Source organism: Aliirhizobium wenxiniae, assembly GCF_014201355.1.
Classification (GTDB): domain Bacteria; phylum Pseudomonadota; class Alphaproteobacteria; order Rhizobiales; family Rhizobiaceae; genus Neorhizobium; species Neorhizobium wenxiniae.
Genome location: NZ_JACHEG010000006.1, coordinates 130,332 through 153,815 on the forward strand (window position 1 = coordinate 130,332; position 23,484 = coordinate 153,815).

Annotated in this window: 28 protein-coding genes and 1 pseudogene; 21 read left to right on the top strand and 8 right to left on the bottom strand. The window is 56.4% G+C overall.

From position 1 onward, the window contains the following. The first annotated feature begins 163 nt into the window (after positions 1–163). Together HNQ72_RS21895 and HNQ72_RS21900 are read left to right on the top strand one after the other, a co-directional pair. Positions 164–1,045 carry a cytochrome c oxidase assembly protein gene (locus HNQ72_RS21895; RefSeq protein ID WP_183995281.1) on the top strand — a complete coding sequence of 294 codons (882 nt, stop codon included), beginning with the start codon at positions 164–166 and terminating at the stop codon, positions 1,043–1,045. Continuing rightward, positions 1,038–1,457, top strand: a complete 420-nt coding sequence (locus HNQ72_RS21900) for a c-type cytochrome (RefSeq protein WP_183995283.1) — start codon at positions 1,038–1,040, stop codon at positions 1,455–1,457. The genes HNQ72_RS21895 and HNQ72_RS21900 overlap by 8 nt, the downstream gene beginning before the upstream one ends. A gap of 1 nt (position 1,458) precedes the next feature. On the opposite strand, the gene HNQ72_RS21905 is transcribed toward HNQ72_RS21900, so the two are convergent. After that, positions 1,459–2,376: a c-type cytochrome gene (locus HNQ72_RS21905; protein ID WP_244654479.1), complete on the bottom strand. Its 918-nt coding sequence runs from the start codon at positions 2,374–2,376 to the stop codon at positions 1,459–1,461. 76 nt (positions 2,377–2,452) lie between these two features. Continuing rightward, positions 2,453–2,655: pseudogene (locus HNQ72_RS21910) on the bottom strand (hypothetical protein); the annotation flags it as partial. A 388-nt stretch (positions 2,656–3,043) separates the two neighbouring features. Between HNQ72_RS21910 and HNQ72_RS21915 the strand changes: the two are divergent. The 8 genes from HNQ72_RS21915 (at position 3,044) to HNQ72_RS21950 (ending at position 10,626) form a co-directional block, all read left to right on the top strand. Then, complete coding sequence (locus tag HNQ72_RS21915) at positions 3,044–3,661, top strand: nutrient deprivation-induced protein (protein ID WP_183995287.1); 618 nt, start codon at positions 3,044–3,046, stop codon at positions 3,659–3,661. Beyond that, the gene (locus tag HNQ72_RS21920) at positions 3,654–4,070 is read left to right on the top strand and encodes a phage holin family protein (protein WP_183995289.1); all 417 of its coding nucleotides are present in this window, start codon (positions 3,654–3,656) and stop codon (positions 4,068–4,070) included. Before HNQ72_RS21915 ends, HNQ72_RS21920 begins: the two co-directional genes overlap by 8 nt. Then, entirely contained in the window at positions 4,070–5,038 is a 969-nt protein-coding gene (locus HNQ72_RS21925) for a DUF3618 domain-containing protein (protein ID WP_183995291.1), read from the top strand. The genes HNQ72_RS21920 and HNQ72_RS21925 overlap by 1 nt, the downstream gene beginning before the upstream one ends. 890 nt (positions 5,039–5,928) lie before the next feature. After that, entirely contained in the window at positions 5,929–6,540 is a 612-nt protein-coding gene (locus HNQ72_RS21930; RefSeq protein WP_183995293.1) for a flavodoxin family protein, read from the top strand. Between the two features lie 153 nt (positions 6,541–6,693). After that, the gene (locus tag HNQ72_RS21935; RefSeq protein WP_183995295.1) at positions 6,694–7,053 is read left to right on the top strand and encodes a hypothetical protein; all 360 of its coding nucleotides are present in this window, start codon (positions 6,694–6,696) and stop codon (positions 7,051–7,053) included. Between the two features lie 150 nt (positions 7,054–7,203). Continuing rightward, positions 7,204–8,985: a glycoside hydrolase family 15 protein gene (locus tag HNQ72_RS21940; RefSeq protein WP_183995297.1), complete on the top strand. Its 1,782-nt coding sequence runs from the start codon at positions 7,204–7,206 to the stop codon at positions 8,983–8,985. Next, positions 8,982–9,827 carry an SMP-30/gluconolactonase/LRE family protein gene (locus HNQ72_RS21945; protein ID WP_183995299.1) on the top strand — a complete coding sequence of 282 codons (846 nt, stop codon included), beginning with the start codon at positions 8,982–8,984 and terminating at the stop codon, positions 9,825–9,827. Before HNQ72_RS21940 ends, HNQ72_RS21945 begins: the two co-directional genes overlap by 4 nt. Positions 9,828–10,095: 268 nt before the next feature. Further along, on the top strand, positions 10,096–10,626 hold the full coding sequence (locus tag HNQ72_RS21950) for a DUF4142 domain-containing protein (RefSeq protein ID WP_183995301.1): 531 nt from the start codon (positions 10,096–10,098) through the stop codon (positions 10,624–10,626). Between the two features lie 221 nt (positions 10,627–10,847). Here HNQ72_RS21950 and HNQ72_RS21955 read toward each other — a convergent pair whose 3' ends face one another. Beyond that, positions 10,848–11,711: a glucose 1-dehydrogenase gene (locus HNQ72_RS21955; protein ID WP_183995303.1), complete on the bottom strand. Its 864-nt coding sequence runs from the start codon at positions 11,709–11,711 to the stop codon at positions 10,848–10,850. A 209-nt stretch (positions 11,712–11,920) separates the two neighbouring features. Here HNQ72_RS21955 and HNQ72_RS21960 point away from each other — a divergent pair, with 209 nt between their 5' ends. The 5 genes from HNQ72_RS21960 (at position 11,921) to HNQ72_RS21980 (ending at position 16,346) form a co-directional block, all read left to right on the top strand. After that, complete coding sequence (locus tag HNQ72_RS21960) at positions 11,921–12,784, top strand: manganese catalase family protein (protein WP_183995305.1); 864 nt, start codon at positions 11,921–11,923, stop codon at positions 12,782–12,784. A 63-nt stretch (positions 12,785–12,847) separates the two neighbouring features. Further along, positions 12,848–13,609, top strand: coding sequence for a DUF2243 domain-containing protein (locus tag HNQ72_RS21965; protein WP_183995307.1), 762 nt, complete (start codon positions 12,848–12,850; stop codon positions 13,607–13,609). Positions 13,610–14,052: 443 nt separating this feature from the next. Beyond that, complete coding sequence (locus HNQ72_RS21970; protein WP_244654478.1) at positions 14,053–15,354, top strand: NAD(P)/FAD-dependent oxidoreductase; 1,302 nt, start codon at positions 14,053–14,055, stop codon at positions 15,352–15,354. After that, complete coding sequence (locus HNQ72_RS21975; protein WP_183995309.1) at positions 15,351–15,548, top strand: hypothetical protein; 198 nt, start codon at positions 15,351–15,353, stop codon at positions 15,546–15,548. The genes HNQ72_RS21970 and HNQ72_RS21975 overlap by 4 nt, the downstream gene beginning before the upstream one ends. Positions 15,549–15,833: 285 nt before the next feature. Then, positions 15,834–16,346: a ferritin-like domain-containing protein gene (locus HNQ72_RS21980; protein WP_183995311.1), complete on the top strand. Its 513-nt coding sequence runs from the start codon at positions 15,834–15,836 to the stop codon at positions 16,344–16,346. 422 nt (positions 16,347–16,768) lie between these two features. Here HNQ72_RS21980 and HNQ72_RS21985 read toward each other — a convergent pair whose 3' ends face one another. Then, complete coding sequence (locus HNQ72_RS21985; protein WP_183995313.1) at positions 16,769–16,948, bottom strand: DUF2934 domain-containing protein; 180 nt, start codon at positions 16,946–16,948, stop codon at positions 16,769–16,771. A 59-nt stretch (positions 16,949–17,007) separates the two neighbouring features. Continuing rightward, positions 17,008–17,511 carry a YciE/YciF ferroxidase family protein gene (locus HNQ72_RS21990; RefSeq protein WP_244654489.1) on the bottom strand — a complete coding sequence of 168 codons (504 nt, stop codon included), beginning with the start codon at positions 17,509–17,511 and terminating at the stop codon, positions 17,008–17,010. Between the two features lie 284 nt (positions 17,512–17,795). Here HNQ72_RS21990 and HNQ72_RS31325 point away from each other — a divergent pair, with 284 nt between their 5' ends. Together HNQ72_RS31325 and HNQ72_RS22000 are read left to right on the top strand one after the other, a co-directional pair. Further along, a complete protein-coding gene (locus HNQ72_RS31325; RefSeq protein ID WP_183995317.1) occupies positions 17,796–18,038 on the top strand; it encodes a hypothetical protein in 243 nt (80 codons plus the stop codon). A gap of 251 nt (positions 18,039–18,289) precedes the next feature. Continuing rightward, positions 18,290–18,682: a response regulator gene (locus HNQ72_RS22000; protein WP_183995319.1), complete on the top strand. Its 393-nt coding sequence runs from the start codon at positions 18,290–18,292 to the stop codon at positions 18,680–18,682. Between the two features lie 7 nt (positions 18,683–18,689). On the opposite strand, the gene HNQ72_RS22005 is transcribed toward HNQ72_RS22000, so the two are convergent. Continuing rightward, positions 18,690–19,190 (bottom strand): sigma-70 family RNA polymerase sigma factor, encoded by a 501-nt coding sequence (locus HNQ72_RS22005; RefSeq protein WP_183995321.1) that lies wholly within the window; start codon positions 19,188–19,190, stop codon positions 18,690–18,692. A 433-nt stretch (positions 19,191–19,623) separates the two neighbouring features. On the opposite strand from HNQ72_RS22005, the gene HNQ72_RS30645 reads away from it, so the two are divergent. The 3 genes from HNQ72_RS30645 (at position 19,624) to HNQ72_RS22015 (ending at position 20,895) form a co-directional block, all read left to right on the top strand. After that, positions 19,624–20,025 carry a hypothetical protein gene (locus HNQ72_RS30645; RefSeq protein ID WP_244654492.1) on the top strand — a complete coding sequence of 134 codons (402 nt, stop codon included), beginning with the start codon at positions 19,624–19,626 and terminating at the stop codon, positions 20,023–20,025. A gap of 37 nt (positions 20,026–20,062) precedes the next feature. Further along, complete coding sequence (locus tag HNQ72_RS31115; RefSeq protein ID WP_343061577.1) at positions 20,063–20,134, top strand: hypothetical protein; 72 nt, start codon at positions 20,063–20,065, stop codon at positions 20,132–20,134. A 395-nt stretch (positions 20,135–20,529) separates the two neighbouring features. Next, positions 20,530–20,895 (top strand): response regulator, encoded by a 366-nt coding sequence (locus HNQ72_RS22015; RefSeq protein ID WP_183995323.1) that lies wholly within the window; start codon positions 20,530–20,532, stop codon positions 20,893–20,895. Positions 20,896–20,909: 14 nt separating this feature from the next. Here the strand turns inward: HNQ72_RS22015 and HNQ72_RS22020 are convergent, their stop codons facing one another. Both HNQ72_RS22020 and HNQ72_RS22025 read right to left on the bottom strand, forming a co-directional pair. Next, a complete protein-coding gene (locus HNQ72_RS22020; protein ID WP_210319682.1) occupies positions 20,910–21,314 on the bottom strand; it encodes a response regulator in 405 nt (134 codons plus the stop codon). A 677-nt stretch (positions 21,315–21,991) separates the two neighbouring features. Further along, positions 21,992–22,696: a Crp/Fnr family transcriptional regulator gene (locus tag HNQ72_RS22025; protein WP_183995325.1), complete on the bottom strand. Its 705-nt coding sequence runs from the start codon at positions 22,694–22,696 to the stop codon at positions 21,992–21,994. Positions 22,697–22,836: 140 nt separating this feature from the next. Here HNQ72_RS22025 and HNQ72_RS22030 point away from each other — a divergent pair, with 140 nt between their 5' ends. Further along, positions 22,837–23,073, top strand: a complete 237-nt coding sequence (locus HNQ72_RS22030) for a DUF6894 family protein (RefSeq protein WP_183995326.1) — start codon at positions 22,837–22,839, stop codon at positions 23,071–23,073. The last annotated feature ends 411 nt before the right edge of the window (positions 23,074–23,484 follow it).

A 23,484-nucleotide genomic window follows, 5' to 3' on the forward strand; every position in this document is an offset into this window, starting at 1 on the left:
TTCGCCTGCATCTTGGCAGTGATCGTTTCCCTATCTGCTGTTGGTGCCGGAGCAATGGCTTTGAGGCATCGAGGTGTCCCGCTCGGAACCCTATGCTGGTGTGGTGGCCTCTTGTTTAGTTTTGCGGTCCTCCTGAGGGAGCAGCAGCTTTGCTGATAAGCCCATGCGAGAGATGATCGTTGTCCTTATGATAGTCATGGAGATCAGCCCCGCGTCGGCCCATGGTAAAGACGCGCATTCCAGCGGCGCGACCTGGACCTTCGACCCCTGGATTGTCGCACCTCTCGCGATCATGGCGGCTGCCTATGCATTTGGATCTGTGAAGATCCTGCGTCGAACAGCACTTGGGGACGGCGCTTTCGCCTTGCAGCTCGGATTTTTTGTCAGTGGCTGGGCAGCGCTTGCTGCGGCGCTCACATCGCCTCTACATTGGTTGGGCGAGCACCTCTTCACGTTCCATATGATCGAGCACGAAGTGGTCATGGCAGTGTCCGCCCCTCTGCTCGCCTTGTCACGTCCCGTGTCGGCCTTTGTTTGGGCGCTGCCGAGGCGTGGGCGTCACATTGCGGGCGCCGCGATGAACAGCGCAGTGATGCGGAGGATCTGGGACTGGTCGACCCGTGGGCTGAACGCCACGCTGATGCACGGGGTGGCGATCTGGGCCTGGCATCTGCCCTGGCTGTTCGATGCCTCCGTCACCGATATCAACCTTCATCGGCTGCAGCATCTTAGTTTCCTGCTTACTGCCCTGCTGTTCTGGTGGTCGATCCTTTGGCGTTGCAGCCGAGGCCTCGCCGCATGGCACCTGTTCCTGACGATGCTTCACACTGGTATCCTCGGAGCCCTGATGGCGCTTGCCCCAAGGGTTCTTTACGTCGCCCAGACCGCGGACGCGCTGGCGTGGGGACTGACGCCTCTGCAGGACCAGCAGCTTGCCGGCATGCTGATGTGGGTGCCGACTGGCACCGTCTATGCGGGCGCGGCGCTGATCATGCTGGCTCTTTGGATCAAAGCGTCTGGCTCACGGGATTTTAGCCATGTCTGAACTGAACACTTCAAACTGGCTAACGTTACCTTTATCGATATCTGCAGGCCTGTTAGCGGTGGTCACCGTCTTTGTGGCTGCCGGCATGTTTGTCGACCGTCAAGAGCGCAAGGGAATTGCGCAGGCTTTGACAAGCGGTGACGCCTCACGGGCATTGCCGCTCTTGCGGAAATTTGGGTGTTCCGGATGTCACACCATTCCAGGCGTGCCAGGTGCGGACGGCCAGGTGGGCGGACCCCTTTCCGGCCTTTCCGCTCGTGTCTATATTGGGGGTGTGCTCACCAGTTCGTCTGATCATCTGGTTGAGTGGATCGTTACTCCGCAACGATTCTCCCCGAACACCGCGATGCCAGTCACGGGCATTACCGAGTCCGAGGCGAGGGACGTCGCCGCTTACCTGTACCAGCGCTGAATTACGGTTCGGGTGTCGGCCGCGCAGGCAGGGACTTGATGTAATCGGCAATCGCTTTGCGGTCCTCATCGGACAACATCGAGGCATTCTTGACGACATCGGCCATCGATGAGCCGACACGTCCGTGATTGGGGGTCTCACCTGTTTCTAGCATTTTAACGATGTCGTTTTCGCTCCAGTCGCCGATCCCCTCCGGGGTGATGTTCGGAACGAAGCCCGTGCCCTGTGGATCGAAGCCGCCGGCGAACCGCGCGCTCGAGATGATGGCTCCAAGAATATTGCGGGTCGAATGACACTCGGCACAATGCGAGAGCGTCTCGACGATATACCGGCCGCGCTCGATGCCGACAGACGCAGCGCTGGGTCCCGGCTGTGTCAGCGCTCGCTTAAAGAAAAGCTGCTTCCAAAACCCAACGGATCTCCGGATCGCAAATAAAACACTTGGATGGTGCGGCGGTGCGCGGCCGGCCACCGCTGGCAAAGTCTCCAAATATGCGAACAGGTCGTTGATGTCTACGGCTGTCATGCCGGTATAACTAGTGTATGGAAAGGCCGGATAGTAATGACGCCCGTCGGGCGATACCCCCGCAACCAGCGCGTTTGCCAAATCGGAAACGCTCCAGCCGCCAATTCCGTCGACGGGGTCGGGAGAAATGTTCGGGGGTCGAAAGGTGCCGAAAGGCGAGGCAAGCGCCAGTCCGCCGCCAAGCCTCAGTCGATCCGGCTGGCCAGGAGTTGCGTGGCACGACGCACAATCGGCTGCGTTGAAGACATCCCGACCGCGTTCGGCACTAGCGTCTGCGATTGGGAACGGGTTGCTCGTCCCGAATTCAGGGCGAGGGGTCGTCAGGATCCACGCGCCACAAAGGCCCGTCAGTGGTACAGATATTAGTGCGGTCAGGACAATCCAAAAACGCATAGGAGACATCCGCTTCAGCCGATGCGACGGTCGGGACTATGTCCGCGACCCCACCTGTCGCCAGTCGACTCGCGCCGCGAAACTCACCCTCGTCCATATCGGACGGATCATTGTTCAGGTCGAAATCTTTCTTGGGCTTTTTCCCGGCGGGTCGCGGTGGACGGTTGCGTCTTCCGATCCGGTGATAACCGTTGGCTTGGCGCTTGCGACACCGCTTGCCTTGGAGTCCGCTTGCGATGGTGCGTATTGGCCTTTGGCGTCGTCTTCGGGGTTGACCACTATCAATCTCCTTTATTTTTACCGGCGTCGGAGATTTTTCTCGCGACGGATCCTGATTGTTTTCGCCGACCGCGTCTCGATCCGTGTCTGGATCGTCTTTGGCCGGGAGGTGACCGCGCGGTAGTGTTTCTTCGAAGCCCTCCCATCGCGGTACTGGTCAATGGTACCCGGTGCACGGGGGCGGCGTCGTCATGCCCATGGTCAAGTCTGCCGCGTTACGTTGGGCTAACCGGACGGGTAGCGGATAGTTCCTTTCTTCCGCCCGCCGGTGCGGGATAAGGCCGTAACTCTGCATGCCCGACCATCTGTTTCCGCTGACGGAACTATTCGAACTTTCTCCGGTTCGACTGCTGGTCGCATGACGACCAATCGTTCAAGGGAGAGATTCATGACGGACATCAATCAGGGTTTTAGCTCCGGCGGTGCCGCCCCTGGTCCTGGCAAGGACGCCCCTTCCAAAGCCGATGAAAATGCAGAAAGCGCTGGTGGGAGGGTCGGCGACATCAAACAAAAATTATCCGACGACGTTCATTCAGCCTCGCAGTTCGCGCGGCAAGGACTGTCTGACGCCTCCGATCACGCCAAGGAGGCCGTCTCGGGCCAGAAAAACGTTCTCGCCGGCAAAATGAGCGGCGTCGCCGCGGCAATCTCTAAGGTCGCGGACGAACTTGAACAAGGTGACGATCGGGATCTCGGGAAACTGGCACGCAGTATCGGTACATCGATGAAGTCGTTTTCAGACGACATTCATGACCGCAGCCTTGGCCAAATCGCTGCAATGACTGAAGATTTCGGCCGCAAGCAGCCGCTCGCTTTTCTAGGTGTCGCAGCAATTGCTGGCCTCGCCGCTAGCCGCTTTTTGATCGCGTCATCAGCGCATGGCACAGGTAGGGCTCCGAACACTCGAACTGAGCAGAAACCCACAGCGACCGCCTCTATTGGCATCGCCCCGTCTAGTACTGCCTCTAGCAGTCCGGTGAACAGCGAGGGTCGCACCAATGGCTAAGTCATCTGACGAGAGATCGCTTCCCGAACTTGTGACCGGCCTTGTGGGCGATATTTCTGGGCTGTTTCGCAAGGAAATCAATCTTGCGAAAACCGAAGCCTCCGAGAAAATGACGCTCGCCATGGTCGGTGTCGAGGCGTTTGCAGCAGGCCTCGTCCTCGCAATCTGCGCAGTCGGTGTGTTGCTTGCTGCCTTGGTGAATGGGCTTGCCGCATTTCTGGTGGCGCGCGGCATGGCAGAACGCAATGCCGACGCCCTTTCATCCGTTGTCGTCGGCGTTGTCGTTGCGTTGGTTGCGTGGGGCCTCATCTCACGGGGACTAAATGCGATCAAGGGCGAAAAGCTCAAACTTGAACGCACCTCCGCCTCACTTCAGCAGGATGCAAAAATCGTGAAGGATAGAACCTGATGGCCTACACTTCTGAAAACCCAAGCTCCGCGGAGATCGAGCAAGAGATTGCAGAAGACCGCCGGCGAATCGAAGACCGGCTCGACGCGATCCAACAGCGCATGTCCCCTGGCCAGTTGGTGGATGAGGTCCTGAGCTACGCCAAGTCCAGTGGGGGAGGAGAATACGCATCCAATCTTGGCGCGGCGGTTAAGAACAATCCTATCCCGATGGCACTGGTGGGCGTTGGACTTGCATGGTTGATGGCAGGTCCGAAGTCAGGTCCGGCATCCTATGCCAGCCAAGAGGAGGAAAAATATCCGCTTGCAATGGTCACGGGTGACCTCCGTCGGTCCGGGCCAGTTACGCTTGAGGGTGACAAACGTTACAGCCATTTCGCAGACGGTGGTGGTAGCCGGTATAAGGCGCTGACAGATGAGACAGGCCGTCGAGCCGGGCATTTCGTCGACGAAAGCGGCAAGACGTTTCGAGGCTTTACCGATGCGACCGGGCGGCAATATCAAGATCTGCGTGACGAAGCAGGCAAATTGTTTGACGAAGCGTCCGGCTGGGTTTCAAACACCTGGAGCGATCTGACGCGATCGGCGGACAAGGCAGGCGATACACTGTCGGGGGCCGGACAGAGTGCGGCCCAAACGGGCGCACAGCTGAACGATGTGATCCTAAAACACTTCAGGGACCAGCCCCTCGTCGGCGGGGCACTGGCGTTTGCCGTGGGAGCAGCGATCGGCGCCGCACTTCCGCATACCCACGCCGAGGACGATGTAGTGGGAGAGGCGGCCGATGATGTTAAAACTCGTGTCTCCGCAGAGGCTTCCAAAACCTTGGACAAGGCTGAGCACATGGCTTCCGACGTGTATGATAAGGCAGTGTCGGTTGCCGGCGAGGTTCATGACGTCGCCCGCAATCGCATCCTTGAGGAAACGCAATCGCTGAAGGACGGCAAACATTCTCCGTCAGGAGGCTGATATCTCGATCCGCCTCAACCAGGGAGACCGTCGTTCGGCCTCCCTGGCCCCTAAACGTGCATTGCGTCAGATCATGATTTTTCCGTTGGTCATAGGAGTGACAGCTCCCGTCGTGAAGTGGCGGACGTCCGAGCCAGAAGGGCATAAGCACCAAGAATTTCTGCCAGCTACCGCCCAAACTTGCCAAGACGAACAGCCTAAAGGAAGTTTATGGATATGATTTCGGGTAACCCATACCTTCGCTACCTGAGATCCTTGAAAATTTTGAGCGTCTTTCCGATAACCGCGCGTTGCTTTATGCCTCTGGGCCACTCGCTATCCTCAGTTTCCGGAGTCGCTCGCTCTTCTCCTCGCGCAAGCAGCGTTCCTCTTTTGCGGCGTCAGCCGCGACCCTATTTGTATGCTCGAAAATTTCCGCGCGTTCGCGCTCGCTCAGCTTGTTTCTAAGCCTGCTTACCGTAACCATCATCCTTGAGATTTATCTCACATATGGTGGGCTTGCGGGGGCGACTTCAACGCGGTGGGTATGCTGGTCAGGCAGCGTACTGACACACTCTTTTCGTTATTTCTATGCGGCCACAGGCACTAAACCCGACGTCACCGTTTGCCTCAGGTGCATGGAACCTGTGGAAAAAAATGCATCGAGCATATTGAACTCCATCGCCATCCATTTGTTCGTGGGCGCGACGGAGGTAACCCATGATGCGGCTGTCGATTTGCTCGGTTTCCGCTTCTCTGTGCAGATCGAGCTGAAAACGACAGAAAGTTCCTCTCAATAGCCCACATCTCAGCGGTATCGGCTCGATCGTTCTTCTCACAAAGAGGCAGTTCCGGCCGGAGTGTACTAAATGGCATTGACCGCCGCCATATCATAACGAAAGGAAAACATGATGCCCATCAAGGCCCTGGCCCTCAACAGCACACTCAAATCATCGTCCGTGTCGGAGCCCTCGTCGACCGGGCGACTGATCGACCTCATTTCTGAGGAGTTCAAGAAACACGGTGTCGAAACAGAAACGATCTGGCTCGCCGATCACAATATCAAGCCCGGCGTGACTTCGGACGAAGGCGACGGGGATGACTGGCCGTCGATCCGAGAGAAAATCATCCAAGCAGATATTCTCCTAGTGGGGACGCCGATCTGGCTCGGTCAGCCCTCAAGTGTTTGCAAGCGGGCCCTTGAGCGAATGGATGCGTTTCTGGAGGAGACAGACGGTGAAGGGCGCAGGGCATCTTTTGGCAAGGTCGCGGCCGTTGCCGTTGTCGGAAACGAAGATGGCGCCCATCACGTTTCCGCCGAGATCTTTCAAGCGCTTAACGATGTCGGATTCACACTTCCTGCCAATGCCGTTGCTCACTGGATCGGGGAGGCGATGGGCTCGACAAATTTCGTTGATCTGGGGGAAACGCCTGAGGTCGTGCAGACGATGATCAAGATGCTGGCACACAACACGGTTCATCTCGCCAAGCTTTTGAAGGCTGCGAAATATCCCGGTGAATAAAGCTGATCCTCACCGTCGACGGAACTTCTTCCGATCGGAGCGGTTCATCCTCGCGTCCAACGCAGCGTAACGACGCCCGTTTGCGCAGACCAACCCTATGCGCGCAATGACCGATTGGTGGGAACCACCCACTCACTATCTGCGAGGTTAGACATGACAAACATCAAGGCCAGAGGGTTCGAGAATGCCGAACAGATTTGCGAGAACCTCGCAGAGCTCGATGACGAGGCTTCGGTCTACAAACCGGCCGTCGAGGGAGAAGGGGGCGATCTTCACGAACATATCAACGCACTACGAAGACACGTCGCCGAGCTGCATCAGCGGCTTTCATTGAGCCGCGATTATACCGATGGCGTATCGATGCCCACCGAGATCAATAGTCCATGGCGGCGAGTTGCGGTGACTGTCGCTGCAACGTTCGTCCTTGGACGAGTTGTACAAAAGTTGAGAGTCGGGACGGAGGGCGCTGCCGCTGTACCGCTCATTGCAGCCCAAGTCGGTCGCCGTTTCTGAGCGTACGATCTTCCAGAGCATGATAAGGCATTGCAATATGGCTTCCGTCAATCAGTTTGATATTCAACAACCCCGATACCTGCAACTTGAACTCACCACCGCTGAGGTAAGTAGCGTCGTCGCCGTGACCGGCGGCAACACGTTTCACTGATGTTGGGAACTCTCCAACCGGAACGCTCGGGCGGTTTTTTGCCCCTAGAGCATTATGCCGCCATTGGTGAGGGCAGGTCGGTAGCGCTGGTTGGCGCCGATGGCTCCATCGACTGGTGGTGCGCGCCAGACATGGGCTCTCCTCCCCTCTTTAACCGCCTGCACGATGCTGACGGCGGACGGTTTTCCCTCACCCCCGTTGAACCTTTTGCCATTGAACGGCAATACCGGGAGGACAGCAACGTTCTTGAAACAACCTTCGTTACGGATACCGGTCGGGCCAGGGTGACAGAATCCATCAATAGTGGCGCAGGCGGCAGGCTGCCTTGGTGCGAGCTCGCAAGAAGGATTGAAGGCATTTCAGGCGATGTGGAATTCGAGATCGTCATTCAGCCTATCTGCGCTCGACGAGAAGTCCGTCGCGCCACCCACCCTAATGCCTCCATACGCTACATCGGGGATCTGACAACGACATTCTGCCACCCTGTTGAGGTCCTGATCGTTGATGATGGGGACCACAAGACAGTCGCACGCTATCGGACACAAACGGGTTCGCAGATCTGCATTGCTTATCTTGTTGCCGATGAAGCGCCACTTGCTATCCCCGACTTGTCGGAGATCGACAGTCGCATTGACTTTAGCGATCAAGAGTGGCGGCGCTGGTCTCAAAAGCTGTCTTACAAGGGGCCATTCAAATCAGACTTTGTGCGTTGCGCCCTATCGCTCAAGTTCCTGCTTTACGCGAAGACTGGCGCCATTGCTGCCGCCGCAACCTCCGGGCTTCCGGAAAGGATCGGTGGCGACAAGAACTACGACTATCGATATGCTTGGATCCGCGACGCGGCGTATACAATCAAGGCTTTCCTGCGGGCCGGTGCGCTATCGGAAGCGATCGGCGCGTTTGGATGGTTGGTTCGCACCATAGATGACCATGAGCAGTTTCCTGCGGTCGTCTACACGCTTGCAGTCGGAGAAGTCCCTGACGAACAGGTCATCGATGTACCAGGCTACAAGGGATCAACACCGGTACGCACAGGCAATCGCGCAAAGACCCAGGTACAGCTCAGTTGCTATGGTGACCTGCTGGAGACGGCCTTCTTGTTTGCCGAGATGGGTCATGTGCTGGACCCGTCGACCGCACGTCTCATGGAACGATTGGCAGATCAGGTCGTCGCTCGTTGGCAGGAAAAAGATTCAGGTCTTTGGGAGCTCGAGGATCAGGAGCATTATACTTTCTCTAAAACGGGGTGCTGGCTTGCCCTCGTCCGCGCAGCGCATCTTGCCCGCCACGGTCACATAGTGGGGAATGCAAACCGGTGGGAGTATGAAAGTCGAAAAATCTGCGACTGGATCGATACCCACTGCTGGTCGGAGGAGAAAAAGGCCTACACTTTCTATGCCGGCACGGACAAACTCGATGCAGCCCTACTTCTGACCACCCGCTTCGGATTTGAACACGACGGGCGACTCAAAACGACCCGCGATGCCATCGAAAGAGAGCTCACGATCGGACCTCTGGTGTATCGCTATAGCGGCGCATCCGATGAAGAGGGCGCTTTCGTTGCCTGTTCCTGCTGGCTGGTCGAAGCCTACGCTTTTCTTGGGGACGTTGATCGGGCGGAAGAGATGCTGACGACACTCCTGAAACCGCTGGGAAACAACTTTGGCATTCTATGCGAGCAAATCGATCCCCAAAGCGGCTCAGGACTCGGCAATCTGCCCCAAGGTCTCAGTCATCTCACCCTTCTTCATGCGATCTTCTCACTTCAGGAGAACCGATGAAAACCGGAAACGCACTCCCACTCGACCTGAATCTGCCAGTGTCGCAGCTTGGAGAAGGGATCCATTGGGATGCGCAAACCTCATCTCTCTGGTGGGTCGATATCTCTGGCAAGAACATCCACCGATACGATGCTGAGGCAGGAAATCATCGATCCTGGTCCGTGTCGAAGGAGGTGAGCTTCGTCTTTCCCCAAACTGACGGGCAATTGTTGATTGGTTTGAGCAACGGCGTCCACGTCTTTGATCCTGAAACAGGAGAAGAGCGCCCGGTGGCGTTGCTCGACCTGCCTACCGATAACCGGCTGAACGATGGAAAGCTGGACCCCGATGGCCGGCTCTGGGTCGGGACAATCAACACGTCGGCCGAGCCAATGGAAACAGCTGCGCTGTACTTCCTGCAAGGCGATTGCTTGGTAGAGGTCGAACGCGGATACAAGAACGCGAATGGCAAGGCGTGGAGTGCAGACGGCAAGATCATGTTCCATGCCGACACCGGTCGCGATACGATCTGGGCCTACGACTATGTTGGCCCTTCAGGTACGGTGACGAACAAACGGGTCTTCGCAAAGACATTTCACGGTAGTCCGGACGGTCTGGAGGCTGACGGTGATGGCAACCTTTATGCTGCAGTCTTCGGCGGCTCCCGTGTCGAAATTTTCTCGCAACGCGGTGATCTCGCTGGTCTTATCGATCTACCGGTCCCCAATGTGACGAGTTGCTGCTTTGGCGGTCCGGACCGGAAGACGCTGTTCATCACGACTGCATTCGACGGAATGAGCCCTGAAGCGCGGCAAAAGGCTCCGCTTTCCGGACATGTCTTCAAGGTTCTTTTAGGTGCTTGAGGCCACGCCTCCAAATTTAACGACACAACCCACATTGTCAGATGGAATGCGAGAGCGGCAGATTATGGATGTCTCAATCAGCCTTCAAGGGGGACGAGTCTCCAACTCGATGAGCATCGCTGCTTCCAAGAAGGTTTCCGGAAGGCCAAGCGTACGACTTAAGGCATCTATGCACGTATCATTGTGGCTGGATGGCGGGGACCCTTCCAACCCGGGCCGGAACTTTTCGTCAGTGCGCCTGTTAGTGCCAGCAATTAAGGAGACTAAAATGAAAAAGATCGCACTAGCCGCCGCCGCTCTGATGACAGCCACCGCTGCTTTTGCACAGTCGGCAACCGAGTCTATAGGCGTTAATTCCGCTTTAGGCCTCGCTCCCAAGACCGAGGAGTTTGTCATGCAGGCATCCGCCAGTGATGTCTTTGAAATCGAGTCCAGCAAACTCGCCATGCAAAAGGGCGACGAAGCCGTGAAAAAGTTTGCGACGCAGATGATTGCCGACCATGAGAAAACAACGGCAGAACTGACTGCGCTGCTTGACAGCGGAAAGGTCGAGGGGAAGGCTGAGACCACGCTTATCGACGACCATAAGGAAAACGTCGACGAGCTTGCCAAACTGGACGGCGCGGAATTCAACGAGAAATACATCGACGATCAGGTCGAGGCTCACGAGGATGCCGTCGATCTCTTCAAGCGCTATGCAGAGGAAGGCGACAACGCGGATCTCAAGGCATTCGCTGCCAAGCATCTTGCCGCCCTCGAGCATCACCACAAAATGGCTCAAGACATGGATAACGATTGATCCTCCCGTCGATTTCAAAGAAAAGGCGGCATATCTCTGCCGCCTTTTTTTTAAAGGCTTGTAGCCTCCGGCCGTTCTTGCGCGTTCCGCTTTGGATATTAACGCTCTTGCTGCGGCGTCTTGGTTGTGTCGCCGCTTTCATTAAGAGGCACGGAAACTGAGTCATGTGGGGCCAATTGGCCCTCTCCATCACCATACGTACCGTTATGAAGTAGATTTATTCAAATCATGATCTCACCACCTGTGACCGGGATAACCGCTCCAGTCATGTAGCTTCCAAGCTCTGAAGCCAGCAGGACATACGCTCCGGCCAGTTCCGCAGGCTGGCCCGCCCGTTTCAACAGGGTCTGTTCGCCGAACTTAGCTGATTTTTCCGGCGACATGGTTGAGGGAATGAGGGGAGTCCAGATCGGTCCTGGCGCTACGGCGTTCACGCGTATGCCCTTTGCGGCGAGCATCTCCGCCAAACCTGCTGTGAAATTAGAGACGGCTCCCTTTGTTGAGGCGTACGCAAGGAGCTGAGGAGACGGTTGGCGGGACTGGATGGATGTGGTGTTAATGATAGCGCCGCCAGGTTTCATATGAGGTGCGGCGGCTTTTGAAAGGAAAAACGGTGCATAGATATTTGTCCGGAAGGTCTCATCCCATTCAACGGCGCTGATGTCGCTGATGTCGGCATAGGTCCTTTGGAAAGCCGCGTTGTTCACGAGGACATCGAGGCCGCCAAGTTCTGCCACCGTTCGTTCCACCAAGTCGATGCAGTGATCCTCTGATTTGATGTCGCCGGGAATCACAAGGGCTTTCCGGCCGGCATCTCCCACCCATTTGGCCGTATCGTGCGCATCTTCATCCTCGTTGAGATAGGAAATGACAACGTCAGCCCCTTCGCGGGCAAACGCGATTGCAACTGCTTTACCGATACCGGAGTCAGCGCCTGTAATGAGGGCCACCTTGCCTGCCAGCCTTCCGTTGCCTTGATAGGAATGCTCTCCGTGATCGGGCACAGGCTTCATAAGCTTTGTTTCGCCAGGGGGCTGTTGCTGCTGCTCAGGCTGCGGCGGGGAAGGGCGACGTTCTTCAGTCATGGCTTTCTCCTGTATTTTCACAACAGGGCGCTAACCAAACAAGTGCCTCACAGTTCCAGATGGTCCCCGACTTTCGCCCGTCCGTCACGGGGCGCCATTAAGATCAGATCGGACCCATCTTCAATCTGGTTATTGGAACTTCCAAACCCGCTCCCTGTTCGCTGCCCGATATCTTTCCGGGTATCGGAATTCCACACGAGGAGATAATCATGTTTAGTTTCGACAAGCGTCTGCAGTATCCGGTCAAGGTCGGTTCTCCCGACCCCATCTTCGCCAGGATGCTCCAGCAGGCGATCGGCGGCGTCGAGGGCGAGATCCGCGTTTGCATGCAGTACTTCTTCCAGGCTTGGGGCGCACGCGGCCCGACTACAAAATACCGGGACATGCTTCTCCACACAGCGACGGAAGAAATCGGCCATATCGAAATGCTGGCAACAGCCGTCGCCCTCAATCTCGACAAGGCCCCGGCCAGCCTCGCTGAAGCCGGCGCTGCAGACGGAATTGTCGGCGCAGTCATGGGGGGCGAAAACCCCCGCCACGTCGTTGAAGGCATGCTGCACCGTCACATTCTGTCTACCGGCATGGCGGCCTTTCCAGGCAATTCGGAAGGTGTGCCGTTCGACATGTCGCATATTTATGCGAGCGGCAATCTGGCAGCGGATATGTACTGCAACGTAGCAGCCGAAAGCACCGGCCGAGTGTTGGCAACACGTCTCTATAATGCCGCTCATGATGAGGGCATGAAGGACATGCTTCATTTCATGATCGCCCGCGACACCATGCACCAGCAACAGTGGCTGGCGGTTATCGAAGAGCTCGGCGGACATGAGGGCGCGCTGCCCATCCCCAATAGCTTCCCCCAGGAAAAGGAAGATCAGACTCACAACTACGATTTCTTTGCCACCGCTTCGGATGGCTCCGTGCCACCTCCCGCGCGATGGAATGACGGCCCCTCGATGGATGGTAAAGGTCAGTTCACGGTGTTCCAGAACGTCCCGATGGGTGACGAACCAGTTCTTGGACCGGCGCGACCGGATAGTGGTGCGCAGAACGAGCAGATCGGGAAAGTGTAAACCGTTAGCCGGCCCGGCCGCGCTGGGCTGGCTCATTCGCTTGCAAAATCTCAAAGGTGACGGATGGCAAAACTGAACCGCCGAGCAATGGGAGCACTCGCGCTTGGCTTCAGTCTTGGAGGCTTCTTCGACGGGATACTCTTGCATCAAATCCTGCAGTGGCACCACTTGCTGAGCGGGCTTGAGCAGGCTCGCCTCGATATTAGCTTTCTCATCCTGACTGACGGCCTCTTTCACGGCCTCATGTACGTCGTAGCGATAACCGGGCTGTATCTGCTTTGGACGTCACGCGCTCCGACAACACAAAGCGAGACCGAGCCTTTGCTCGCACGCGCTATGATAGGTTTTGGGATCTGGCATCTTGTTGACGCCGTCCTTTCGCACTGGGTTCTCGGCATCCACCGTGTCCGAATGGACGTCGAGCAGCCCTTGCTCTGGGACCTCTCCTGGTTGGCTGTCTTTGGATTGCTTTCTCTCGCGACTGGCTATCACCTGATGAAGAGGCGCACAGGCAGCACATCGTTTCTTTGTTCTCCTGTCGCACTCGTTCTTGCCACCTTGATCGCGGGATCGATAGCAAGTTTCCCGGCGCCCCGCGGAGAGAGCGTCATCGTCTTGCTGCGTCCAGGCACGAGCGAGACCGCGATGATGGCGGGATTAGACGCCGTCGATGGGCGCCTGGTGTGGACGGACCGGTCAAGTAAAGTATGGGCAATTGACGTGCCGGCCGATGCCGAGCTCGGTCGCCTGTATGGCTACGGTGCGTTGCTGGTTAGCAATTCGAACGCACCTGTCGGATGCCTCAACTGGATTAGAATGAACTGATCCAAACCAACGCGAGCGCTGCGGCCAGCAGCAGTACTCCTAGAAGTATAGCGGACCGCACGATACCGGCTTTGGCATTCTGAGCCCCGATCAAGCGAAAATACCAGTCTGGGCCTTGGTTTCCGGAATGAGACATGGCGTCAGGTTTCTGTGACCGGGCCACAGACGGCGATGAAAATATAAGGAGCAAAGGCTGCAACTACGAATGCCTCCAGGAAACCGACCGCGCCACGTCCCATTACAACCTTGCGCTTCCTGTCTTGCGGCGAGTCATTCGAGGGGGTTAGACCCGTCGGCGTGTGCGTGCATTTATGTCCTGTCACTGCGTTACTCCCTCGTTATGCCCAGCGAACCGACGCATGAGGGGAAAGTTCCCTCATGTGGATGGAACTAATGACGTTTGCTCAGGTTAGCGCGGCTCATCAAAGATTCATGAGGGGCCAGTGCCAGAACGTATCCTAATAATCGGAGGAGGCTTTGGCGGCCTTGCCTGTGCGCGAGAGCTTGGCGACACGGAGTACTCGGTCACTGTGATTGATCGTCGCAATCACAACCTTTTCCAGCCATTGTTATATCAGGTAGCAACCGCGGCACTTTCCCCCGCAGATATCGCCGAGCCCATCCGCAAGACCTTGGGTCGTTATCGCAACATCAACATGATCATGGCCGAGGTGGTCGGGATCGATGTGCAACGGCAGCTTGTTCAGCTCGAGGGCGGCGACCGGGTTGATTATGACCGTCTGGTCATCGCCACTGGGTCGGAATATAATTATTTCGGCAGAGATACCTGGCGCGATAACGCACCGGGCATGAAGACGATTCACGAAGCCCGCCAGATCCGGCAGCGTCTCTTATCGTCATTCGAGAAGGCGGAGAGAGCCCACAACGAACAGGAGAAGCGCAACCTTCTCACTTATGTGGTGATCGGAGGCGGGCCGACCGGCGTCGAGATGGCCGGAGCGATATCCGAGCTTGGTCGCTTCATGATCAACAGGGACTTCAGAAACATCCAACCCGACCAGCTCAGGGTGATCCTGATCGAGGCGGGTCCCCGGATCCTCGCCGCGTTTCCGGAAAAGCTCATCGACTACGCGCGCCACTACCTTGAGAAGATCGGTGTAGAGGTGCGCACAGGCGAGAGGGTCCTTGATGTAAGATCGGATGGCGTCACGGTTGGGAGTGAGTTCATTCGAACCGGCTGCGTCGTCTGGGGCGCGGGCGTCAAGGCGTCGCCCGCGCACCGGTGGCTCGGGCTTGATGCTGTCCCAGGCGGTCGTATTCCGGTTGATCCTCAGTTGCAGGTCGTAGGCCACCGAAACATTTTTGCCCTTGGAGACACCGCCGATTTCACGGGAACCGATGCAAAGCCGCTGCCCGGCCTGGCGCAGGTTGCCAAGCAGCAAGGGGTCTACCTTGGGCGTCTGTTGAAAAATCAAAGTGCCGACCCGGCGGCGTTTGTGTTCAGGAACCGAGGCAACACAGCGGTTATCGGACGAAACGCAGCCATTTTCGATTTCGGCAAGTGGACCTTGAAGGGAAGAGCCGCCTGGTTCCTGTGGGCCTTCGTGCACGTGTACCTGCTGATCAATTTCGAAAAGCGCATCCTCGTGAGTGTTCAATGGATATGGCGCTACCTCACCCGGCAGCGCGGCGCGCGCCTGATTGAGGAAGGCTCGATCGGGGGGGCCGATGTAACCGTGCCCTCTGTCGTTTACCCAGTGACCAGGCCAGGAGGTGTTAGATGATGCAGTTCGGGTTTTTTGCTCTGGTGGCAGGGGCAACGCTTTTCGCTATCGCGATTTCCGTCGCATCAAAAAAGATGATGTGGCTCGGCGTGGTTCTGTCCATCGTCGGCGTGCTCGGGGTTGGCTTCTATTTTTTCAACGGCAGCCAAGCGGGACCTGATGACCCACCCGACGTTTCCGGCTCTACCCAGTGAATCCGATTTCTAAAGCGAGGATGCTCCATGGCTCAACAGGAGAAGGCCGCAAGCGGGATGATGATGTTTGTTGCGCTCGTTATGGTCGCGGCGCTGGCCTTGGCCGCGCTCTATTTTTTCGTACTAACTCCAGGGAGTCCAAACAGCAGTACTATCCAACGGCCGCAAGAGGGGACATTGGAGCAACACACGCGATGATGTGCCAGCTGGAACGTTTCGCAGTGAGCACAGCGCCGGAACTCTGGGAGGGGAAAGCAGTTCGCTGTTGGTTAAAAGGAGGCAATGATGTCTGAAGATAAGACAAGAGATATCTTCATTACAGGTCTGAAGAACGCTCACGCGATGGAGAACCAGGCGCTCTCCATCATGAAGCCTCAGGTCAAGCGGATCGAGAACTATCCCGATGTCGCAGCGAGGCTCGAAGAGCATATCCGAGAGACGGAAGGACAAATCAGACGTCTGGATGAGATCCTGACATCCCTCGCCAAGGGAAACTCCTCGTTAAAGGATGCTGCCCTGTCATTCACCGGCTCGATGGCAGCACTTAGCCATACCGTCGCCGGGGATGAAATCCTCAAGAACAGCATGGCCAGTTTCGCATTCGAGCACTTCGAAATTGCGGCTTATAAATCGCTGATCACGATCGCCGAGCTCGGCGGCTTCGCAGCGTTGGTCAATCCCTTGCAGGCTAGCCTCAACGAAGAAATCGCTATGGCTGCATGGCTTGAAGAGAACCTCCGTCCAACAACGATCCGGTTCGCCAATCTCAAGGAAGCAGGCGTCTCGGCAAAGATATAAACGTCTGATCTTATTCATAAGCACGTCTTAGAAAGGGAACACAAATGACTGATCCCGCGAAATCAAGCCCGGAAAGCGATGCGGCACGCTCTGACGCGAAGACTGCCGATGAGGGCCGGAAGGATCTGAAAAAGCGCGCTGAGGAAAGCCTGAAAAAGGGCAGGGGTGAGCAATTGGACGATAGAACATGAACCCGGTGAGGGAGGGCCGGAAAGGCTTGATCACCATTCTTGCGCTTGTTGCAGCCTTGGTTCTGATCGTTGCTGTGATTTATATGATCCGGATGCCGTCTGCGGCCCCGCCGGAAGCCCAGCCATCTCCTCATGCCATTGATCAAGGGGGTTGAGGCGGTGGGATAAGGAACGATGGCGGAAACCGCCATCGTCTCAAGTTCAGCTTCATATAGATCGGCGACGCTAAATTTAATACTCTTCGTCGTCCCAGCTTGCAGCTGTGCTATCGGTGTTATTCTGTCCCTGGCCGGCATCCCACTCGGCGCTGGCCTGCGCCCATTGCTCGGCATCCTGGCCATCGGGACGCCCAGCCTCTTCCCAGAGCTGATAAGCTCGTTTTGATATCCACTCCTCGCGATCGGTTCCCATACCTTCCTCCTGTAAATGATTATGCGGCCGGCGAGCGTCGAGCTCGCCGGCCGAGATCGTCACGCGCTCTTTTTGGCGCCCTTGGGATTTGCAGACGCCTCGCCAAGCTGGGTGAGAAGCTGATCAGTCTCGAGCTCCTCCTGAAGATTGGCATCGAGCAGGGGAACAATGTCCTTCAGACTAAGCTGGCCCGCCCAGCTTTTCAGGGTGCCGTAGCGGGCAATCTCGTAATGCTCGACGGCCTGGGCCGACGCGATAAGGCCAGCATCGAGGGCGACGGAGCCTTTGAATTCGTCGATGATTTCTTCGGCTTCGGCAATGATGCCCTGGATGGCTTCACAGGTCTTGCCGCGGGCTGGCTTGCCAAGGAGTTCAAAGACCTGCTGCAGGCGTTCGATTTGCCCTTCGGTCTGCTCCTTATGCTTTAGAAAGGCCGCTTTACCGTCTTCCGACTGCGACGCACGCGCCATCTTTGGCAAGGCCTTCAGAATCTGCTTTTCGGCATAGTAGATGTCCTTGAGCGTATCGAGGAACAGGTCGTCTAAAGTCTTCTCAGACATGATAGCTCCTTTTGATACTGAAATTAGCGCTCACGAACTTTCGAGGAAAATGAAAGTTCCAGGCGCTTTCAGAAGAAATTTAGAGTCAGTATTGCCCTGCCTCGCCGGCCTATTGGCATTGGTTCAAACCCACTTATCGGGCTTCGAGAGATTCGGCTCGCCGACATGATCGGAAGAGTGATGGAGGTCGTTCTCGGACCATCGTCAAAGAAGCGAAGCTCTAATCCTTGAACCGCCACCCGCTCTGTCATGAGCTCTGCCACGGCGTCGAGGAAACCCTCGGCGCCATGTTCCTTTTCAAATCTGCGGCAGGCAGTTTTCCGATCTTCGACTTCCATCTGTCATTCTCACGCTGTCAAAACAACCTTGATGCAGTTATCTTTCTTGTCGCGGAACGTCTCGTAGAGCTCCAGTCCCTGATCAAGCGTTGCGCGATGGGTACGATGTCCGTCGGTTCGATCTCGCAATTGGCAGCCGCCATCCATCCGGTCGGAAATTATCTCCGAGGAGAAGAGCCTGCTCGTCCGTGATGCCATTCGAAATGATGATGGGCGAGACATTCCGCATAGGGCACGCGCACGTATTCCGCTTGGCCGCCAACATAGGCGACTAAGTTCCAGTAACTGAGGATTTAAAAATCCGGGTCGGAACTCCGAAGTCCAGCGTCTGTTCGCCCAAATGTCAGAATTTGATGAACCTAGTCCGCTCATTGCGATGTGAGCGGTCGCATCCTTGTCGTGGAAAGCAATCCACACTAGGCTGAACCCGTAGCGAGGTCGAATTGGACAATTCCGTTTATCTAAGCCTTTTCGCGGGCAAGCATATTTTGGTCGTCGAAGACGAGTATTTTCTCGCTGATGAGACCCGTCAAAAGCTCGAACAGCTCGGTGCCACGGTTGTCGGTCCCGCCGCAAATGTGGAAGACGCCCTTGAGCTCATCGCATCTTCAAAAATCGATGGCGCGATCCTGGACGTGCATCTGGGAGACGAATTTGTGTTTCCCGTCGCGGAAGAACTTGAGCAGGCGGACGTGCCGTTCGTCTTTGCAACGGGCTACGATCCTGACGTCATTCCGGCAAAATTCTCAGGCTTTGCCCTTTGCGGGAAGCCCACGGAGCTTGGAAAAATCGCGTCCGCCTTGTTCAATCCTGGCGGTGGCGTTGCGCTGAATTGAGTTCAGATCAGCTGCGGTCGATCGCGGTCCAGAGCTGCAGCCTGGCGCGGTTGACTCGACTTTTCATTGTTCCAAGAGCACAGCCACACCGTTGCGCTGCGTCCTCATAGCTCAAGCATTCGATGAAAATCATCTCAATCGCTTCTCGGTGGTGGTCAGGTAGATTTGAAATCGCCCGTTCGAGTTCTTGGCCGCGAAGGCTCCATTCCTGCGTAGCAGGAACGCTCACTTGCAGGGCGGTATCGTCAGCGAGACCAACGTCTTCTCGCCGGGTCAACCCAAATTTGGTGCAAAAGGTATTGCGCATAATCGTGAACAACCAGGACCTCAGTCGGGTCCCTTGCTGAAACTTCTGCGCATTTGCGATGGCCTTTGCGTACGTTTCCTGCACCAGGTCATCGACGTCGGTCGGTGAGGAATGAAATCGGCGCGCAAAGTTTCGAAGTGCCGGCAGATGCTCGAGAAGCTCGAATTCGGTGAAGCCAGTCTGATTGGTCCGGTGTTGCATGGCATCCTCCCATCAGTTTGCCAAACAGTGATTTCCCCGTATCGTTCCGAGAAGTCTTGCCTAGGGGAGGCTAGGTACGGTTGCGTACCGACCGACGCGCCGCGTCTCATTGGGCGGAAGCGAGCCTTAGACGGCTGACCATCTCAACGCCGGCCATCCAGCAGAAGTGCACACTCTGTACGTGTGACAGTTGGCTACTGCCGATTGGTGGCGGAGCCGCCTCGTTTCCCAAGCATGCTGAGCCGGCCGCAAAAAGTCCGGGAGGGAAGAGCATGCCTTCGGCGGTTCCAATCCTGAGCCAATGTATTTTTGGGCTTAGACGCCGACGCAAGTCGCCTTTGAGGGCGCTGTCCGATTTCCGATCGTGGTTTCCCACCTCTTGGATAACGATCTAAAACTTCTAATATGTTTTGGATTTTTGTTGGAGCGTCGAATGTCGGAACAGCCGAGCCATTCAGATACTGCTGACCAGAGGCTCGCCAATTTTGACTGGAACGCGAGTGCTCTCGGGACCATTGAGATGTGGCCTGCACGAATTCTTGGGCAAGCGGAGCTAGTTATTGGTTCCCGGCAGCCGATGTACATTGCCTTGAGACAGGATTTGCGCTTCATCTACAACGATGCCTACCGTTCCATCCTCGGTAATCGTCATCCCGGGGCCTTCGGCGCTCCGATGCGCGAGGTATTTTCCGACATCTGGACGGAGCTCGACGAACTTTTTGCGGATGTCCTGTCAGGAACGCCGAGAGTCGTGGAAAGTACCCGGATTTCGACGCCATGGAAGATCGGCAGGGTGTGCTGGTTGCGGAGCTCCAGCACACCCTACCGATCTTGACGATTTTCAGGAGAGGTTCAGGGACCGATTGGAGGCCTTGGCGCGTGTGCAGGGCCTGCTTTCAAGGTCGAACGCACATGATCGCGTGGATTTCGATGATCTGATCTGATCCGAGCTGAGCGCAATGCAAGCGGATACAGGGTGTAATCATATCAGGGCCACGAGGCGTTCGCCTCCGCTCATCGACCGTCCAGACCGTCGCCATGGCTCTTCACGAACTCGCGCCAAACGCCGTAAAGTATGGGGCTTGGGGCAGGACGATGCACATCTCAGTGTGATGTGGTCGTTCGAGAGTGAAGGCATAAGAGAGAAGCCCACCCTTTACATCGACTGGCAGGAGAGCGGCGTCGAAATGTCATCCTCGGACAGCCCTCGGGGCAGCGGACAGGGCAGGCGCTCTGCCCTACCAACTAAAGGCGCGTGTGACCTATGAACTAGGGCAGGACGGAGTTCGCTGCACGATTGCGCTTCCAGTTTCGGAAACCTCGACTATGGAGACCCGAGATGCGTGAAAAGTCACATAGCGGCCTAGCCATCCTCATCGTTGAGGACGATTACATGTTGGGGGATGAACCCAGTCTTGAACTTTGCGCCCAAGGTGTGGAGGTCATCGGTCCGGCTGCATTCGTCGATGACGCAGCAGGGATCATTACCGAGAGCGAGAGGATCGACTCAGCGATCCTCGACCCAGATCTCAGCGGCGAGAAAGTGTTTCCCGCAGCCGAGCTGCTGATGGAACGCGGGATCCCGTTCGTTTTTACGACGGGCTACGATGACGATGCCAGGGCTATCCCCGCGAAATATGCCCAGAACACGCTATGCGAAAAGCCAGTGAGACTAGCGGAGGTGCGCTCTGCGATAGGGCGATGATGCAGTGCTCTTTCCTACCGCTGTTCGGCTGCTGGTCCGATTTGTTTTCTGGCGGATATAGCGCTCAACGCTTCCACAAGGTCCGCCTCAGCCGTCGGCTTGGAAAGGCACGGAGCGTCAGCGAATTCCTTGGGCATCGAAGCACAATCATATCCTGTGACGAAGATGAATGGCGTGCCGCGCAGGAAAAGGAGTGCCGCGGCCGGATAAACCATTTCGCCGTGAAGATTGATGTCGAGCACAGCGGCGTCGAGTTCAAGGCTCGGCTCCGAAAGAACCTCCATTGCTTGCTGAACGTCCGATATCGGCCCGAAAACTTTCGCCCCGGCGCTTTCGAGCATTGTCAGCATATCAGATGCGACCAGATATTCGTCTTCTACCACGAGGTATGTGCGGCCAGACAGAGCTTCGTTTGGCATGATCAAATCCTCCTTGGTCTTCGAACTTGAAAAGCTGTAAGAAGTTCGCGCTCGCGGAGTATTTGCTTTGCGCGACGTCATTATGCAACCCGAGTTCACGGCGCGCCACGTCATGAAGAAGCATCCAGAGATGCCTTGCCCAAATCGGTCGCCGTGACGAGGTCGGAGTCCTCGGACGCAGCGTAGATCGCGACGCTCACAATGCGACGTCTGATGGTCTCGAGCGGCGAGTATCTTGAAGCTTGCACGTAGTAGGAATCGCCGAGGTTTGTGAACCGGGCCCGTGCATCCATGAGTGGCCATCCTCATCATAGGGGGCGGGAGCACGTGATGATTCCCAGCCGTTAACGCCTACTTTGCATTCGCAACGACAAAATAATCATACGGGGATAGCGCCCGGAGTCTACGATCAAATGAGGTCGCTCGGCTGAGTCGCTCCGATTGCCTTCTTTCCTCCGACGACCAAGCACGAGGCAAGCGGAAGAAATTGCCGTGCACCTTATCGTCCAGAGATCTCGACCATCACCGATTTCAGAAATTCGGGGGAGGGCACGTCAGGAGACCGCTAGCTGCAATCTTTAACTAAATTCAACTACAACTTAAACAATGGGACTAGGCAGATGCCCAATACATTGACATCCCAGTGGCTGGCAGCATGTTAATAGGTTTGGCGGAATTTAGTCGCGGAAGTCGAGGCCGATGTGTCGTTCATATTCGACCTCAGGTATCCCGTAGGTCGAACCGGCGATCTCCTCGAGCTTGCGGCGGTCGCGAACGACTATCAGGCTTCTTTCGGCCTTGATTGCTTGCACACCTTCAAGACGATGTATGGCATCCGTGACGCTCGGCCTGCGAACTCCAAGCATGAGAGACAGGAAATCATGAGTCAACGGGAGCTCGTCGCCGATGCGATCCTGGCTCATCAAAACCCATCGCGCGAGGCGCTGTGTAACCTCGTAGCGGCTATCGGCTAGCGCGGTCGCAGCAATCTGGATGAGAAACACATGAGCGTATTTCAGGAGCAACTTGCGCAAGCCATGGCTGTCGTCCATTGCGGCGCGAAGACGAGACACCTCGATGCGTAAGGCCGGGCCGCCGCACTGCATGAACGCGTGATGCGGCGTGCTATCAACACCGAGCACTGCCGGGACAGCTGAATACCCCTCAAATCCGATGCAGCCTACCTCGGTACTCCTGGACTGCTCTAAGCCGGCGATCTCTGATGACAGCCCGCCCTCGAAGAAATGGATGTGGCTTATCGTTTCGTAGGCGCCAAACAGAACTTGCCCTTGAGTGAGAGTGACCGGCTCGAGGTCGGGGCGAAGGATGTCTGCGTCTTCGTTTGGAAGGCACGACAGGAGCTTGTTGCGTGTCCAAGGCATTCGTCGGGTTCCCTTCGATATCGTTCATCGCAAACTATTGCAGGTGTCTTCGATATCCAGAGTCTGCACAAAATCGCATGCTTGATGAAACCTATTCACCTGCGGGCAAGTTTTGTGAGCGATCAAATTGGAGGTGATTGATGCCGCGGTATTACTTTCACATTCGCGATCATAACGGACTGCGAGAGGATCTTGAAGGGGCGGAGTTTGCGACCGTGGAGCAGGCGCATGAAGAGGCGGTGCGGTCCGCGCGTGAATTGCTCGGCCAGCGCGTTGCCCGTGGCGACATTGTTGACGGCGACGCGTTCGAGCTGACCAGCGATGATGGTACTATTCTTGCCACTGTGAAATTTAGAGATCTCCTGCGACTGGAATAACCCCGAAGGAAAAAGTTGCCCAGCTTCGGGCGCGTTTGGTGCCAGCGCCTAAGGGCCAGACTTCCATCGCCCCGCTTGTTGGTCTGGGAGGTAGTTCAGATGTTCCGTGACTGCCGCTGATCTAGGCTCGTCCCGTCTCTCTGGCTCGTCGTCGATCGGCATTTCCCGCCAGATCGCCTCGCGGCGCATCTGCTCAAAAATCATCCGTCGTTTTCAATGTCGATCTTCGATCGCGCAATCGCCGAAGATGGCGGCCGCCACAAACACCGGTCGACAGGGGGCAAATCTCAGAGCCAGACATCAGCTCTTCGTACGCTAACGTACGAGCATAAAAGGCTTATTCAAGTCGAGCCTTGGGAAAATCTCAGATAGGGTTTCCCAAGCTTTGATTCGCGGGACGCCGCGGCACTT